This window comes from Flavobacterium chungbukense (assembly GCF_020805785.1).
In the GTDB taxonomy this organism is placed as follows: Bacteria; Bacteroidota; Bacteroidia; order Flavobacteriales; family Flavobacteriaceae; genus Flavobacterium; species Flavobacterium chungbukense.
In genome coordinates, this window is the sequence record NZ_JAJGZV010000001.1 from 754,152 (window position 1) to 769,681 (window position 15,530).

The following is a 15,530-nucleotide window of genomic DNA, read 5'->3' on the forward strand; positions in this document are numbered from 1 at the left end:
TAAAATGTCAAAAGTAAAATTAGGAATAAACGGATTTGGACGTATCGGAAGAATCGTTTTTAGAGAGTCTTTCAATAGAGATAATGTAGAAGTTGTTGCAATCAACGATTTATTAGATGTTGATCACTTAGCTTATTTATTAAAATATGATTCAGTTCACGGTCGTTTCGATGGAACTGTAGAAGTTAAAGAAGGAAAACTTTACGTAAACGGAAGAAATATCCGTATTACTGCTGAAAGAAATCCAGCTGACTTAAAATGGAACGAAGTTGATGTTGATGTAGTAGCAGAATGTACTGGTATCTTCACAACTATCGAAACTGCAAATGAGCACATCAAAGGTGGTGCTAAAAAAGTTATCATTTCTGCTCCATCTGCAGATGCTCCAATGTTTGTAATGGGAGTTAACCACGAAACTGCAAAAGCTTCTGATTTAGTTGTTTCTAACGCTTCTTGTACTACAAACTGTTTAGCGCCTTTAGCTAAAGTAATTCACGATAACTTCGGAATCGTTGAAGCTTTAATGACTACTGTTCACGCTACAACTTCAACTCAAATGACAGCTGACGGACCTTCTAGAAAAGACTGGAGAGGTGGACGTGCTGCTGCAATCAATATCATTCCTTCTTCAACAGGAGCTGCTAAAGCGGTTGGAAAAGTTATTCCAGAATTAAATGGAAAATTAACAGGTATGGCTTTCCGTGTTCCTACTGCTGACGTTTCTACAGTAGATTTAACTGTAAAAGTAGCTAAAGAAACTTCTTACGAAGAGATTATGGCTGTATTGAAAAAAGCTTCAGAAAATGAATTAAAAGGTATCTTAGGATATACTGAAGATGCAGTTGTTTCTCAAGATTTCATTTCTGATAAAAGAACTTCAATCGTTGATGCTACTGCAGGAATTGGTTTAAATTCAACTTTCTTCAAATTAGTATCTTGGTATGATAATGAGTACGGATACTCAAGCAAATTAATCGATTTATCTGTACATATTGCAGGTTTAAAATAATAATATATATTTTTGCAAAATCCCGTTACTACAATAACGGGATTTTCTTATTTTGTTACCTCTATGATTAATGTAAAAAATACACTTTTAAATTAAAAATAGAAAAACCTAATTCCAAAAACTAAACAAATGAAATTAATAGTTGATAGTGGATCTACTAAAGCCGATTGGATTGCGATAGATGATAATGGAAAAGTATTATTCACAACACAAACTTTAGGATTAAATCCTGAAATTCTTGACGGTCCAGAAATTATCGAAAGATTAAACGATCGTTTTGATATCTTACAAAACAAAAAAAATGCTACTCATTTATTCTTTTACGGTGCCGGATGTGGTACAGATAGAATGAAAACTGCATTATCTCAAATTTTTCAAGAGTATTTTACTAACGCAATTGTAGATGTTCAGGAAGATACTTATGCAGCAGTTTATGCTACAACTCCAAAAGGTGAAGAAGCGATTGTTTCTATTTTAGGAACAGGTTCTAACTGTAGTTATTTTGATGGAAAAGTGTTGCATCAAAAAGTTCAGTCGTTAGGATACATTGTTATGGATGACTGCAGCGGTAACGTTTTTGGAAAAGAATTAATTAGAAAATACTATTTTAATAAAATGCCTAAAGAATTGGCTGTTGAACTTGAAAAAGAGTACGACGTTGATCCAGATTTTATTAAAAATAAATTATATAAAGAACCAAATCCAAATGCTTATTTGGCAACATATGCTAAGTTCTTAATTAAGCATAAAGACACAGAATTCTGTAGAAAAATTATTTTCAAAGGGATGAAATCTTTCGTTAAGAATTACATTAAACAATTCGATAATTGTAAAGAAGTTCCTGTTCACTTTGTTGGTTCTATTGCATTTTATTTAAAAGATGAATTACAAGAGACTTTTGATAAGTATGAACTTCAATTAGGAAATGTTTTAAGAAGACCTATTGACGGATTAATTGCATACCATGTTGCTAATCAATAGTTCTGGTTTTATGGAGATTGCCATTATTGCTCATGATGGAAAGAAAGCTGATTTAATTGATTTTTTAGTTAAAAATGAAGCTGTTTTACACAATGAGAAAATAAGATTAATTGGTACAGGAACTACTGGAGGAAAAGCCGAAGCAGCGGGTTTTAAAACTCAAAGAATGCTTTCGGGGCCTTTAGGTGGTGATGCACAGATTGCTGGCAGGGTAGCGGAAGGAATAACAAAAATGGTTTTCTTTTTTAAAGATCCTTTGTCAAGTCATCCGCATGAGGCAGATATTAATATGCTGATTCGTGTTTGCGATGTGCATAATGTGCCGCTGGCAACCAATGAAGCAACGGCACAATTATTATTAGATGCTATTGCACAGCAATTATAGAAATTTCTACATTAACATTTTTTGGCAGACAAGCCACTTGAACCGTTTCACGAGCTGGAGCGGTTTTTTCGTTAAAATAAGAACCGTAAACCGTGTTTATTGCTCCAAAGTTATTCATGTCCATAATGAAGATGGTAGACTTCACTACGTTTTCAAATGTCATTCCTGCAGCTTCTAGAATTGCAGCAATGTTTTTCATAACTTGGTTTGTTTCGTCATTAATATTCTCTGTAATCAATTCTCCTGATTCTGGATTAATAGCGATTTGTCCAGAAGCATAAAGTGTATTTCCAGATAATACAGCTTGGTTGTAAGGCCCGATAGGAGCCGGAGCTTTCTCGGTAAAAATTATTTTTTTCATAATAAAGTATTTTGATTGGAAAGTTTATCGATTAGAAACGCTTCGTTTGTTCCATTTAATGTCACTAAGCATACCAGATTTAATTCCGATGAAGAAGTTCCAGTTAGAATTTGTTCCTAATGGCTGCCAGTTGAAGGCCATTCTCCAGCTTAACAAATCTCTTTCAAAACGGAATTGGGTAAAGGTAACCCCTTTTTGCACAAAATCGTAACCTGTAGAAACTCCGCCTTTCCATTTTGGAGTAATATCCGTATTAATAGAAATCATCAAAGAATTGTTAGATATCTTATTCTCACGATTTATATTGCTATAAGTTAATGAATAGGCAAGCGTCATATCCCATGGGATTTTTGAGTTGAAGAACTCCGTAATGACATCTTCTTTTTCAGGTTCATTGGCAAATTGACTATTTCGGCTGTCATTTAAGTCGGTATTGGTACCAAATAAGTCATCACTTCGTCCTCCATTCCGCTGACTTTGATTGTTTTTTTCTTTGTCGCCAGTTCCTTTATTAGAAAAAGAGTAGTTAACAGTCACGTTTGCACTAGTCATTCTGAATAAACTTCCGCCGTTATCTATGTTGAACTTATCTAATTTGTTACCACCATTATCGATCGCATACGGATCTAAGGTTGCGCCAAAGTTCATGTTCATTTTGTTATCAAAAAACTGAGTTCCACCACTAACTAATACTGGCTGCCATCCAAATGTTGTTTTTCCATCAGCATTAAAGTTATAACTTGTACTGAAGTTTAAGTTGTTTAACAGCATTATCTTTTTAGGTTCTGTTTTGGTGCTGTCTTTGTCTCTTACTTTTGCTTCAAAAGTATTGCTTAACGCAAAACCAACAACGTTAGAATTATCTTTTCCAGGCTGGCCAAATAGGCCATTTTCAAATCTTGTATACTCAGATGTGATTCTTCCGCTTGCATCGACTGCATAAGTATCGTAATAACGCTCAAAACTTGGTGTATAGGCATAAGTTACACTTGGACGCATAACGTGTCTTATAGATTGAATTCTCTTGTCTTCTCCAAAATTAAAAGTTCCGTAAATTGTCGTTCCTAAATTGGTGCTGAAATTGTATGTTCTAAAAGAATCAAAACCATTTACAGTTGTAGGCTCTGCTTGTCCTGTCGAAGAATCATAGCTTTTTTTGATTGTTTTATTTACCCATGTTTCCTGGTAAGTAGTTGAAGCACTTGCACTAAAATACTTAAATACTTTGAAGTTAGTGCTAAGCGGAATGGTATGTTGCATTCCTAACTGAGCAGATTGGAACATCTGTGGCTTAAAGAACAATGAATCTTTGGTTTGGAAATAGTTTTTTCCGCTTACATTATATTGTAAGTTGATGTTTTTGATGATTCCTTTCTTTACGCCATCTTTTCCTGCAAAAGGATAAATACGATCAATACTTCCTTGTAAGGCTGGAAGTGTCATGATGATGTCTTCTGTTTGTGTATTTTGCTGATGTGTTGCAGATAACGAAATACGTGATCCTGGAATAGTATTAAAAGTTTTATTATATGAAATAGAAGAACTTAAAGTGTTGTTTAGGTTCGACCCAATATTCGCTTGGTTGATCGATTGTTTAAAATATTTACTACTACCCATATTTACCGATGCAGAGAAGGTTGAATTTGGGTTTGATTTTGTGTCTTTAGAATGTGACCACTGAATATTGTAAATACCTTGTTTAGAATAATCAGGATATCCTCGCTCACTGCTGATTAAATTTTCAAATCGAACATTTACGTTTCCTCGATACTTGTATCTTGTTGCATAGGAAGATTCAAATCGCATGGCGTAACTTCCATTAGTATAATAATCTCCAAGCACCGTTAGATCATAATGATCACTTAAAGCAAAATAATATCCACCATTTTGAAGAGAAAAACCTCTAGTGTTAGAATCGTTATAACTCGGAATAATAATACCAGAAACGCTTTTTTCCTGGCTCATTGGGAAATAGGCAAATGGAAGTGCTAAAGGTGTCGGTACATCAGCAATTACCATATTGGTTAAACCGGTAATTACTTTTTTTCCAGGAATAAACTTTACTTTACTAGTTTGAAAGTAGTATTCAGGATGATCTACATCTGTTGATGTTGTGAAACGAGCACCTCGTAAGAAATAAACAGAGTCATTTTCTTTTTTAGTAACGGCTGCTTTAATTTTAAATTCACCTTGTTCGGTTCTAGAATTGTAAATTAAAGCTTTTTTGGTTTTGAAATTAAATCGAATAGAGTCAGGCTGAACTTCGCTAGAACCTTGTTTGAAATTAGGATATTGAGTCAAAACGCCAGCAGAGTCTTTTATTCTTCCAGCATACACTTCATCCTTTTCGTAATTAAGAATGATGATACCCGATTTTAATTCAACATCTTTATAGTATAATTCAGCTTCATTATACAAGGTAATAAGCTTGTTTTTTTGATCGATTTTTGCATAATCTTTTGCCTTATACTTTACTTTTCCGTCTAGAAAAGTCTTTTTAGGTCTAACAGTGTCCAGTTTTATAGTGTCAGTAATCTTACTGGCTTCTTTATCTGTTTGTTTTACAGCAGGTAAAGGCTTTTTTTTATTTTTTATTTCTTGCGAATATAAATTACCACAACCTATAGTTAGGAAAAATGATATTAAAACGATATTAAATAAGTTTGTATGCAAAGGTTTAAATGCTATTTTTGTAAAATTATGGCTTGTTTTTTGACATGTCAAACTTACATATAATTTTTTGGCAAAAATAATCAATTCTGAAAATTATAACAGCTGCATTTTATTAAAATTAACTTTTAGATTTATGAATAGAATTAACAAATTTAAGGTAATATTTACTTTATTTCTAACAATCCTGTCTTTTTGTGCTCATAGTCAGTCCAATGTATTTAAGGTCACACTTGATGCTGGACATGGTGATCATGATTTTGGAGCGGTTTACAGCGGCAGAATTGAAAAAAATATTGCTTTAGCGATTGTTTTAAAAGTGGGAAAGATTTTAGAACTAAATCCGAATGTTAATGTCATTTATACTCGTAAAACGGACGTTTTTATCGATTTGGTCGAGAGAGCCAATATTGCAAATAGAGCCAATTCAAATATTTTTGTTTCTATTCACTGTAATGCTAATAAAAATACAGCTGCCGACGGAACTGAAACGTATGTAATGGGTTTAAGTAAAGTTGCATCGAATCTTGAAGCGGCGAAAAAAGAGAACTCTGTAATTACTTTGGAGAAAGATTATAAACGTAAATATGAAGGTTACGATCCGAATTCTCCAGAATCAATGATTGGAATGACTCTAATGCAGGAGGAATATTTAGATAACAGTATTTCTTTAGCAACTAAAATCGAAGATAATTTTGAGAAACTAGGTAAAAAACTTCGTCAAGGCGGAGTAAAACAAGCGCCTTTTATGGTACTTCATAAAGCCTACATGCCAAGAGTTTTGGTTGAAACTGGATTTGTTTCTAATCCAACCGAAGGTAATATTCTAAATTCAGAAGAAGGTCAGGATGATATTGCAAAAGCAATCGCAGAGGCAATCTTAAGTTATAAAAGAGAATATTTCGGATCTGGTGGTGAATCAGACGACAGTCGGCCCATAAGAGATACGTCAAAACCAGTAAAACCAAAAACAACTACTCCTGTTACAGTAGTTAAAAATGCACCAAAAGGAACATTCTTTAAAGTACAGCTTATTGCAAGTATTAAGAAAACGCCATTAGAACCTAAAAACTTTAAAGGACTAAAAAATGTAACGATGTTATTTGAAAACAATATATATAAGTATTTCTACGAAGAAACTTCAAGTTACGAAACAGCACAAAAATATTTGCAAGAAGCTAAAAGTAAAGGGTATGGCGCGGCATTTTTAGTTGCAACTAAAGATGGAGAAAAAATCAGTATTCAGGACGCAATTAAATAATAAGCCTAAGTTCGAATATTTATATTAATTTTGTACAAACACTTAGAATTTTGAAACTAACAAGAGAAATTAAAACGGCTATATTAGTCATCGCATCGATTTTACTATTTATTTGGGGTTATAGTTTTCTAAAAGGCAGAGACCTTTTTACAAATTATAAAACTTTATATGTTCAATATGACAATGTTGAAGATTTATCAGCATCGGCACCTGTTACTCTTAATGGGCTTGCTATTGGTAAAGTAAATAAAATCACTATAGACGAAGTAACTGGTAAATTATTGGTTGAACTTCAATTAAAAACTGATTTTCCAATTTCGAAAACAAGTACAGCATCTTTGTATTCTCCAAGTTTAATTGGAGGAAAACAAATTAAGATTGTGCCAAATATGGCAGATAAAGAATTGGCAGAAGACGGCCAGACTTTGGCTTCTGCAGTTGAACTTGGATTGACAGAATCTTTAGGAGGAAAAATTGAGCCAATTCAGCAAAAACTAGATAAAATGCTGGTAAATATTGATGTTTTGGTTACAGGTCTAAACAATACATTAGATAAAACAACTCAAGAAAATCTAAAGAAAACAATTGCTGAGTTAAGTCAGACCATGCAACAATTTCATAAGGCTTCTGGTAGTCTAAATAATATTTTAGATACCAACAAAGGGCAGATTAACGGAATGGTTTCTAACTTTAATAAAGCATCAAACAATTTTAATAAAATTTCTGACTCTTTAAACAAAGCGGATTTAGGAAAAACAGTTCGCAGCTTGAATCAGACTTTAGCAAAAGTGGACGGTTTGATGGCTAATTTAAATTCTGGAAAAGGTACTGCAGGTAAATTATTAAATGACGATGCTCTTTATAATAACTTAGCAAAAACTTCGAAAGAACTTGAATTACTGTTGCAGGATGTTCGTTTATATCCTACACGTTATGTAAATGTTTCTCTTTTTGGAAAGAAAAACAAACCTTACGTAGCACCAACAGAAGATACAAATTCAACTGATAAAAAATAATTGTAAATGAGTTATTTAGATAATATTTTATTTGCCATACTTCTTATAGTTGGTTTCGGTTTTTTTGCAGCGAGCGTAAAAAAAATCATCCGAAACATTAATTTAGGAGTAGATGTAGATCGAAAAGATAATCCTAAAGCTCGATGGAAAAACATGGCTTTGATTGCTCTTGGGCAATCAAAAATGGTGAGACGCCCTGTTGCTGGAATACTGCATATTTTTGTTTATGTGGGATTCATAATTATTAATATTGAATTACTGGAAATTATTATTGATGGGCTTTTTGGAACGCATCGAATTTTTGCTCCCTATTTAGGAGTGGTTTATGATGTATTAATTGCTTCATTTGAAATATTAGCAATTCTTGTAATATTTGCTGTTACCGTTTTTTGGATCAGAAGAAACTTTATTAGATTGAAACGTTTTATTCACTCTGATTTAACTGGATTTCCAAAAAGCGATGCAAATTACATTTTGTACTTCGAAACTGTTTTGATGATCTTGTTTTTGTTGATGAATGCTGCAGATTATCATTTGCAAAATGTTCCAGAAGGAATTTTTCATAAAGCAGGAAGTTTTCCAATCAGTCAATTTATTGCACCAATTTTTAACGGAATGTCGAACGAATTGGTAGTACTTTTATTTGAAGTTTTTTGGTGGTTGCATATAGCAGGTATTTTAGTTTTTATGAACTATTTGTACTTCTCAAAACACTTGCATATTCTTTTGGCTTTCCCCAATACTTATTTTGCAAATTTAAAGCCAGAAGGGCAGTTTGATAATTTAGCTTCGGTTACTAATGAAGTAAAATTAATGATGGATCCAAATGCAGATCCGTTTGCAGCGGCACCACCTGCAGATGAAAACGCTGCACCATCTAAATTTGGAGCAAGTGATGTACAAGATTTAAACTGGGTTCAGTTATTAAACGCTTATACTTGTACAGAATGTGGTCGTTGTACTTCTTCTTGTCCAGCAAATCAAACGGGTAAAAAATTGTCTCCTCGTAAAATTATGATGGATACAAGAGATCGTTTAACTGAAGTTGGAAAAAATATTGACGCTAATAAAGGTGTTTTTGTCCCAGATAATAAATCACTTTTAAACGATTATATTACGCCAGAAGAGTTGTGGGCTTGTACGTCTTGTAATGCTTGTGTCGAAGAATGCCCTGTGAATATTAGTCCGTTATCTATTATTATGGATATGCGTCGTTATTTGGTAATGGAACAAAGTGCTGCGCCAATGTCACTAAATGCGATGATGACCAATATTGAAAATAATGGTGCGCCTTGGCAATACAGCCAGCAAGACCGTTTAAATTGGAAAAACGAAAATTAAATATGGTTTAATCGGTTAATCGTTAATGCGTTTAATTGATATAATAAAATAATTTTTCGGTTTTAAGTGAAGTTCGAGTAAGTTTCGTTTTAAAGCGATTACCAAATTAGCGATTAACCGATTAAACAAAAATCAAGATGTCAGAAAGTTTAGTAGTGCCAACAATGGCAGAAATGCTTGCCGAAGGAAAACAGCCAGAAGTTTTGTTTTGGGTAGGTTGCGCAGGAAGTTTTGATGATAGAGCAAAAAAAATTACTAAAGCATTTGTGCGAATTTTAAATCGTACGAATGTTTCTTTTGCAGTTTTAGGTACAGAAGAGAGTTGTACTGGAGATTCTGCGAAAAGAGCTGGAAACGAATTTTTGTTTCAAATGCAGGCCATGATGAACATTGAAGTTTTGAATGCATACGAAGCAAAGAAAATTGTGACGGCTTGTCCGCATTGTTTTAATACTTTAAAAAACGAATATCCTGAATTAGGAGGGAATTACGAAGTTATTCATCATACAGAATTTTTAAAATCATTAATTGATGATGGAAGATTGACTGTTGAAGGCGGACAATTTAAAGGTAAAAAAATTACTTTTCACGATCCTTGTTATTTAGGACGAGCAAATAAAGTTTACGAAGCACCAAGAGATTTAATTGAAAAGTTAGACGTTGAATTAGTCGAAATGAAACGCTCTAAATCAAACGGTTTGTGCTGTGGTGCGGGTGGTGCGCAAATGTTTAAAGATGCTGAACCTGGAAACAAAGAAGTAAATGTTCTTCGTACAGAAGATGCTTTAGAAGTACAGCCAGATATTATTGCTGCAGGTTGCCCATTTTGTAATACCATGTTGACAGATGGAATTAAACATGCTCACAAAGAAGGCGAGGTAAAAGTAATGGACGTTGCAGAGTTAATTGCAAATGCACAGGATTTGTAAAAAAGATTCTGAGTTACTAAGATGCTAAGGTTCTAAGATTAATCCTTAAAATCTAAAATCAACAATCTAAAATCTAAAATTAAAAATGTATATACCTTTTGAAAATTTACCAGGTGAATCAAGAGTTTGGATTTACCAATCGAACAGAAAGTTTTCTGAGGAAGAGTTTTCTGAAATTGAAACTGATTTAAAAGCTTTTGTAGAACAATGGGCAGCTCATGGAACAAGTCTTGAGGCTTCTTTTTTGTTGAAATACAATAGATTTATAATATTGGCTGTAAATCAAGATGTGCAGGCTGCAACAGGTTGTTCTATTGATAGTTCTGTTGAATTTATTCAAAGTTTGGAAAAGAAATATAATGTTGATTTGCTTGACAAAATGAATGTTACTTTTAAAAATGGAGAACATATTGCACACAAACCATTAATCGATTTTAAAAAGATGGTTAAAGATAAATCGGTTTCCGAGAACACGATTGTTTTTAATAATTTGGTCAACAACATCGAAGAATTTAATGAGTCTTGGGAAGTTCCTGCTGCCGATAGCTGGCACAGCAGATTTTTCTAAGAGGAATTTACAATATATTTGAAAGGCATAAAATTTAGATTTTATGCCTTTTTTGGTTTTAATTGTTTTTAAGTTTCAGGTTTCAGGTTTCGCCAAAGTTTGTCATTCCGAGGAACGAGGAATCTCCACCAGGAACTCCGTAGCGGTTATCTCCAATTTTTGTTGAACTAATTGTGGTGATTTGCTTCGCCTATTTGCGGTCTTTTTCCTCGAAATGACAAACGAGATGGTTACTTAGCTTTCGAGAAAGTTGTTCTTGCTTGTGACTTATAAAAACAAAAACCTCAAATCTAGCCCCGATGGGAGCGGTATACTTTTTCTGTTCTCGTTTCTTTAACGAGAACAGAAAAAGATATAGCGGACAGCGGGACAGAACTTCTTATGAAAAACAGATCTTCTGCTACTTAAAAATAAATATAAAGATTTTGGATTCAATTCTAATGCTCTAATAATCTGGGTAATCTAAGATTCACAAAAATCTAACACTTTTAAAGCTTAATTAAATGTGATTTTTGAGTATTTTCGTAGAATTAAATTTAATACATGAAAATAGCAATAGTCTGTTATCCTACTTTTGGTGGTAGTGGTGTGGTTGCCACAGAGTTAGGTCTTGAATTGGCCAGAAGAGGACACGAAATACATTTTATTACATACAGTCAGCCGGTAAGGTTGGCGCTTTTAAATCCGAATGTACATTATCATGAAGTAAATGTTCCGGAATATCCATTGTTTCATTATCAGCCTTATGAATTAGCCTTATCGAGCAAATTGGTCGATATGGTAAAATTGTATAAAATAGAGCTTCTTCACGTGCATTATGCAATTCCGCATGCGTACGCAGGTTACATGGCAAAACAAATGCTGAAAAATGAAGGAATTAATCTTCCGATGATTACAACACTTCACGGTACAGATATTACATTGGTTGGAAATCATCCGTTTTACAAACCAGCTGTAACTTTTAGTATCAATAAATCAGATTATGTGACTTCGGTTTCTCAGAGTTTGAAAGATGATACTTTGAAGTTGTTCAAAATCAAGAATAAAATAAAAGTTATACCGAACTTTATTGAATTGGATAAAGTTAAAAAAGATCCTTTGGCGCCATGTCACAGATATGTGATGGCGAATGAAAATGAGCGTATTATAACGCATATTAGTAATTTTAGAAAAGTAAAACGAATTCCGGATATCATTAAGATTTTCTATAATGTTCAGAAAGAGATTCCTGCGAAGTTAATGATGGTTGGAGATGGACCAGAAAAAGAGAAGGCAGAAATCTTATGTCAGGAATTAGGAATTTTAGATAAAGTGATTTTCTTTGGAAATAGTCATGAAATTGACAAAATCTTATGCATGACAGATTTGTTTTTATTGCCTTCAGAAACTGAAAGTTTTGGTTTGGCGGCGTTGGAAGCAATGGCGTGCGGTGTTCCTGTAATTTCTAGTAATTCAGGTGGTTTGCCTGAGGTTAATTTTGACGGTTTTTCGGGTTACTTAAGTAATGTTGGAAATGTTGAGGAAATGGCTGAAAACGCATTAAAAATTTTAAGAGATGATGCTGTTTTAAGTCAGTTTAAGGCAAATGCTTTAGAAGTGGCTAGAAAGTTTGATATTAGAAATATTCTTCCAAAGTATGAAGCATTGTATCAGAAAGCGGTTGATGATTATAAATATGAAAAGCACTAATTTTAAAAAGCAATAGATGAAAAAAATAATTTCTATTTTAGCAATTTTTGTTATGATTTCGTGCGGTGTCAAGAAAGTTGAAAGTTCAAACGCATTGTATGAGGTTTTGACTAAGCAATCTGACGGCGGAGGAAATATTAAGTTTTTTGAGATCTTAACAGAGCCTAACGAAATTAAAATGCTTCAAAATGATCCTCTTTTGGCTGATAAAATGAAGAGTCCAAATGTTCATGATTACAATTACGTAATCTTGAATATGGGAGAAAAAAACACTAGTGGTTATTCTATCGACGTTGAAAAGGTTGAAGAAACAGATAAGAATATTATCATAACGGTTAAAGAAAATAGTCCTTCTAAAGACGCTATGACAATGCAGGTAATTTCATATCCGTATACTGTGGTGAAGATTCACTCTAAGAAAGAAATTATAATTAAGTGATTAGTTATTAGTGATTAGTTAGATTTAATTTATTTAAATGTCAGGCTGAGCGAAGTCGAAGCCCTTAATATCTCCAGTCCTTCGACTTCGCTCAGGGCGACCTTATTTAATAATAAAACATAAAAAGAAACCTGTTGCTTTTAAACAACAGGTTTCTTTTTACAATTATTTTTTATTTTTATTTAGAATCTGAATTTAACGCCTAAACCAACGTCAAATCCAAAGTTGTCATCATCATAGTATCCTGAACCAATTTCTGGTCTAGCATCTAGTGATAATGTTAATGGTACTTCTTTAAATCTATATTCGATACCAATATCTCCTGCAGCAAAAACATAAGTTCCGCTATCTTTAAATCTATTATCGTTGAAACGGTAATCGTAATCCCAAGCAGCTAAACCTCCACCGACACCAGCGTACCAGTTAAAACCTCCATCAATGTTCCATACCCATTGGTAAAGTGCAACTCCTTTAATGGCATCAACATCTCTACTGGTTCTCCAGCCTAAATCAAATTCAAGTCTGTTTTTTTGGTTTAATCCTAATTGGTAAGATACCTCTCCTCCGAATCCGTTGTTGTCTCCTAGACGTAATCCTAAAGCGTGTTTCGAAATTTCTTGTGATTGAGCCGTAAATGCTAAACCTAGAAGCATAAGGGCAGATAAAATTATCTTTTTCATAAAATGGTTAAATTATTTTTTTTCAAATGTATAATTACAGTCAGGATGAAAACGTATAAAATTTTTGAAAATTGTTATATAATTTACATTTTTTTAATTTTTGCAATCTAAATGTTAAAATGTTACTTTGAAATTATAGAAGAAATTAGCTGTGAAGTCAGTATATCCTCCATTTCAAAAAGATTTTCTTCTTCTACAAAATTACTGGCTTTATAAGAAAATAATTTCCAGCGTTTTTTATGATATTCTAAAGCAGTTAGGTTTTCTACCCAATCTCCAGAATTTAGATATAAGGTTGATCCGTATTTATTTTCTTTGGTGATGATTTTTGGTTCGTGAATATGACCGCAGATTACATAATCGTAATTTTTTTCGATTGCTAAGTCGGTTGCAGTCGTTTCAAAATCAGAAATAAATTTGACAGCTTTTTTTACGCTTGCTTTAATCTTTTTTGAAAAAGAATAAGGCTCGCGACCTAGTTTTGCCAAACACCAATTGGCAAAACGATTGATTAAGATTAGATAATCGTAGCCTAATCCGCCTAGTTTTGCAATCCATTTAGAATGCTGTACAGATGCATCAAATACATCTCCGTGAAAAATCCAGGCTTTTTTATCGTCTAATTCTAAAACTAATTTATCAACCAAGGCAAAATTTCCCATATTCATATCACTGAATTTTCGAAGTATTTCATCATGGTTTCCAGTAATATAATACACTTTTGTGCCTTTAGAAGCCATTCCTATAATACGCTGAATTACTCGTAAATGAGCTTTTGGAAAGTAAGATTTACGGAATTGCCAAGCATCAATTATATCACCGTTTAAGACTAATGTTTTTGGTTTAATACTTGATAAATAGTTGTTTAGCTCTTTAGCGTGACTTCCATAAGTTCCTAAATGGACATCAGAAAGAATGACCAATTCGACATTTCTCTTTTTCAATTTTTCTTGATTTGAAGTTTTACAAATTAATAAAAATCCGAACAGATTTATTTTATGAAAAGGTTATCAAAAAGAGGATAATTTTACCAAATTGTGATTTTTAAACCATTTAATGTTTCGTTAATAATACCAGTTTTAAATTTTTTAATTTAATTCATAAAACTTACATTTGCTCAAAACAAAATACAATGGCAGGAAACAGCTTCGGCAAACTATATAAAGTAACAACATTTGGAGAATCTCACGGTGAAGCTTTAGGCGGAATTATCGATGGATGCCCTCCAGGAATTCAACTAGATTTTGAAGCAATTGAATTGGATATGGCTCGCAGAAAGCCTGGACAGTCAGCAATTGTTACCCAAAGAAAAGAACCAGACGCAGTTCAGTTTTTGTCTGGAATTTTTGAAGGGAAAACGACTGGAACTCCAATTGGTTTTATTATTCCAAATACCAATCAAAAATCTGATGATTATTCACATATAAAAGATAACTACAGACCAAGTCACGCTGATTATGTTTATGATCAGAAATATGGTTTTCGTGATTATCGTGGTGGCGGAAGAAGTTCTGCCAGAGAAACTGCAAGTAGAGTAGTAGCTGGTGCAATTGCCAAACAAATGCTTTCAGAGATTAAAATTAATGCTTATGTTTCGTCTGTTGGTCCGATTCATTTAGAAACTCCTTACCAGGAATTGGATTTTTCTAAAATAGAAAGCAATCCGGTTCGCTGTCCTGATGAAAAATCGGCAGCAATTATGGAAGAATATATTCGCGATATTCGTAAACAAGGAGACACTGTTGGAGGTGTTGTAACTTGTGTGATTCAGAATGTTCCAGTTGGTTTAGGAGAGCCAGTTTTTGATAAACTTCATGCAGAATTAGGAAAAGCAATGCTTTCTATTAATGCTGTAAAAGGTTTTGAATACGGAAGCGGTTTTTCAGGTTCTGAAATGAAAGGAAGCGAACATAATGACTTGTACAATAATGACGGAACTACAAAAACAAATCTTTCTGGCGGAATCCAAGGTGGAATCAGTAACGGAATGGATATTTATTTCAGAGTAGCTTTTAAACCTGTTGCAACTATCATGCAAACGCAGGATTCACTAGATAATAAAGGTAACATTACACCAATGACAGGAAAAGGACGTCATGATCCGTGTGTAGTGCCTCGCGCAGTGCCAATTGTAGAAGCAATGGCAGCCATTGTTTTAGCTGATTTTTATTTAATCAACAAAACCTATTAATAAAAGGTAA

Annotated in this window: 15 protein-coding genes; 11 read left to right on the forward strand and 4 right to left on the reverse strand. The window is 33.3% G+C overall.

All coding sequences use genetic code 11. The annotated features are described in order from the left end of the window. The first annotated feature begins 4 nt into the window (after positions 1-4). The 3 genes from gap (at position 5) to LL966_RS03205 (ending at position 2,375) form a co-directional block, all read left to right on the forward strand. Positions 5-1,009 carry a type I glyceraldehyde-3-phosphate dehydrogenase gene (gene gap, locus LL966_RS03195; protein ID WP_229350124.1) on the forward strand — a complete coding sequence of 335 codons (1,005 nt, stop codon included), beginning with the start codon at positions 5-7 and terminating at the stop codon, positions 1,007-1,009. Positions 1,010-1,138: 129 nt separating this feature from the next. Beyond that, entirely contained in the window at positions 1,139-1,990 is an 852-nt protein-coding gene (locus tag LL966_RS03200) for an N-acetylglucosamine kinase (protein WP_229350126.1), read from the forward strand. Positions 1,991-2,000: 10 nt separating this feature from the next. Further along, positions 2,001-2,375 (forward strand): methylglyoxal synthase, encoded by a 375-nt coding sequence (locus LL966_RS03205; protein ID WP_229350885.1) that lies wholly within the window; start codon positions 2,001-2,003, stop codon positions 2,373-2,375. Here the strand turns inward: LL966_RS03205 and LL966_RS03210 are convergent. Then, positions 2,356-2,736, reverse strand: coding sequence for a RidA family protein (locus LL966_RS03210; protein ID WP_109194182.1), 381 nt, complete (start codon positions 2,734-2,736; stop codon positions 2,356-2,358). The genes LL966_RS03205 and LL966_RS03210 overlap by 20 nt on opposite strands. Positions 2,737-2,760: 24 nt before the next feature. After that, positions 2,761-5,460 carry a putative LPS assembly protein LptD gene (locus LL966_RS03215; protein ID WP_229350129.1) on the reverse strand — a complete coding sequence of 900 codons (2,700 nt, stop codon included), beginning with the start codon at positions 5,458-5,460 and terminating at the stop codon, positions 2,761-2,763. Between the two features lie 82 nt (positions 5,461-5,542). Between LL966_RS03215 and LL966_RS03220 the strand changes: the two genes are divergently transcribed. The 7 genes from LL966_RS03220 (at position 5,543) to LL966_RS03250 (ending at position 12,649) form a co-directional block, all read left to right on the forward strand. Next, on the forward strand, positions 5,543-6,667 hold the full coding sequence (locus LL966_RS03220) for an N-acetylmuramoyl-L-alanine amidase family protein (protein WP_229350131.1): 1,125 nt from the start codon (positions 5,543-5,545) through the stop codon (positions 6,665-6,667). Between the two features lie 50 nt (positions 6,668-6,717). Next, a complete protein-coding gene (locus LL966_RS03225; RefSeq protein ID WP_229350133.1) occupies positions 6,718-7,683 on the forward strand; it encodes an MlaD family protein in 966 nt (321 codons plus the stop codon). Between the two features lie 6 nt (positions 7,684-7,689). Then, the gene (locus LL966_RS03230) at positions 7,690-9,024 is read left to right on the forward strand and encodes a (Fe-S)-binding protein (protein WP_229350135.1); all 1,335 of its coding nucleotides are present in this window, start codon (positions 7,690-7,692) and stop codon (positions 9,022-9,024) included. Between the two features lie 137 nt (positions 9,025-9,161). Beyond that, on the forward strand, positions 9,162-9,953 hold the full coding sequence (locus LL966_RS03235) for a (Fe-S)-binding protein (RefSeq protein WP_229350137.1): 792 nt from the start codon (positions 9,162-9,164) through the stop codon (positions 9,951-9,953). Positions 9,954-10,038: 85 nt separating this feature from the next. Beyond that, on the forward strand, positions 10,039-10,521 hold the full coding sequence (locus LL966_RS03240) for an ABC transporter ATPase (protein WP_229350139.1): 483 nt from the start codon (positions 10,039-10,041) through the stop codon (positions 10,519-10,521). A gap of 543 nt (positions 10,522-11,064) precedes the next feature. After that, the gene (bshA, locus tag LL966_RS03245) at positions 11,065-12,210 is read left to right on the forward strand and encodes an N-acetyl-alpha-D-glucosaminyl L-malate synthase BshA (protein WP_229350141.1); all 1,146 of its coding nucleotides are present in this window, start codon (positions 11,065-11,067) and stop codon (positions 12,208-12,210) included. 16 nt (positions 12,211-12,226) lie between these two features. Next, entirely contained in the window at positions 12,227-12,649 is a 423-nt protein-coding gene (locus LL966_RS03250) for a protease complex subunit PrcB family protein (protein ID WP_229350142.1), read from the forward strand. Between the two features lie 182 nt (positions 12,650-12,831). Here the strand turns inward: LL966_RS03250 and LL966_RS03255 are convergent, their stop codons facing one another. Both LL966_RS03255 and LL966_RS03260 read right to left on the reverse strand, forming a co-directional pair. Then, a complete protein-coding gene (locus LL966_RS03255; protein ID WP_229350144.1) occupies positions 12,832-13,329 on the reverse strand; it encodes a porin family protein in 498 nt (165 codons plus the stop codon). Positions 13,330-13,451: 122 nt separating this feature from the next. Further along, entirely contained in the window at positions 13,452-14,273 is an 822-nt protein-coding gene (locus tag LL966_RS03260) for a UDP-2,3-diacylglucosamine diphosphatase (RefSeq protein ID WP_229350146.1), read from the reverse strand. A 188-nt stretch (positions 14,274-14,461) separates the two neighbouring features. Between LL966_RS03260 and aroC the strand changes: the two genes are divergently transcribed. Next, complete coding sequence (gene aroC / locus LL966_RS03265; protein ID WP_229350148.1) at positions 14,462-15,520, forward strand: chorismate synthase; 1,059 nt, start codon at positions 14,462-14,464, stop codon at positions 15,518-15,520. The last annotated feature ends 10 nt before the right edge of the window (positions 15,521-15,530 follow it).

Bases quoted from the DNA above. Each gene is read 5' to 3' on its own strand.
- bshA (WP_229350141.1), top strand. From the start codon at position 11,065: ATGAAAATAGCAATAGTCTGTTATCCTACTTTTGGTGGTAGTGGTGTG.
- LL966_RS03255 (WP_229350144.1), bottom strand. From the start codon at position 13,329: ATGAAAAAGATAATTTTATCTGCCCTTATGCTTCTAGGTTTAGCATTT.
- LL966_RS03205 (WP_229350885.1), top strand. From the start codon at position 2,001: ATGGAGATTGCCATTATTGCTCATGATGGAAAGAAAGCTGATTTAATT.
- LL966_RS03240 (WP_229350139.1), top strand. From the start codon at position 10,039: ATGTATATACCTTTTGAAAATTTACCAGGTGAATCAAGAGTTTGGATT.
- LL966_RS03250 (WP_229350142.1), top strand. From the start codon at position 12,227: ATGAAAAAAATAATTTCTATTTTAGCAATTTTTGTTATGATTTCGTGC.
- LL966_RS03210 (WP_109194182.1), bottom strand. From the start codon at position 2,736: ATGAAAAAAATAATTTTTACCGAGAAAGCTCCGGCTCCTATCGGGCCT.
- aroC (WP_229350148.1), top strand. From the start codon at position 14,462: ATGGCAGGAAACAGCTTCGGCAAACTATATAAAGTAACAACATTTGGA.
- LL966_RS03230 (WP_229350135.1), top strand. From the start codon at position 7,690: ATGAGTTATTTAGATAATATTTTATTTGCCATACTTCTTATAGTTGGT.
- gap (WP_229350124.1), top strand. From the start codon at position 5: ATGTCAAAAGTAAAATTAGGAATAAACGGATTTGGACGTATCGGAAGA.
- LL966_RS03220 (WP_229350131.1), top strand. From the start codon at position 5,543: ATGAATAGAATTAACAAATTTAAGGTAATATTTACTTTATTTCTAACA.
- LL966_RS03235 (WP_229350137.1), top strand. From the start codon at position 9,162: ATGTCAGAAAGTTTAGTAGTGCCAACAATGGCAGAAATGCTTGCCGAA.
- LL966_RS03200 (WP_229350126.1), top strand. From the start codon at position 1,139: ATGAAATTAATAGTTGATAGTGGATCTACTAAAGCCGATTGGATTGCG.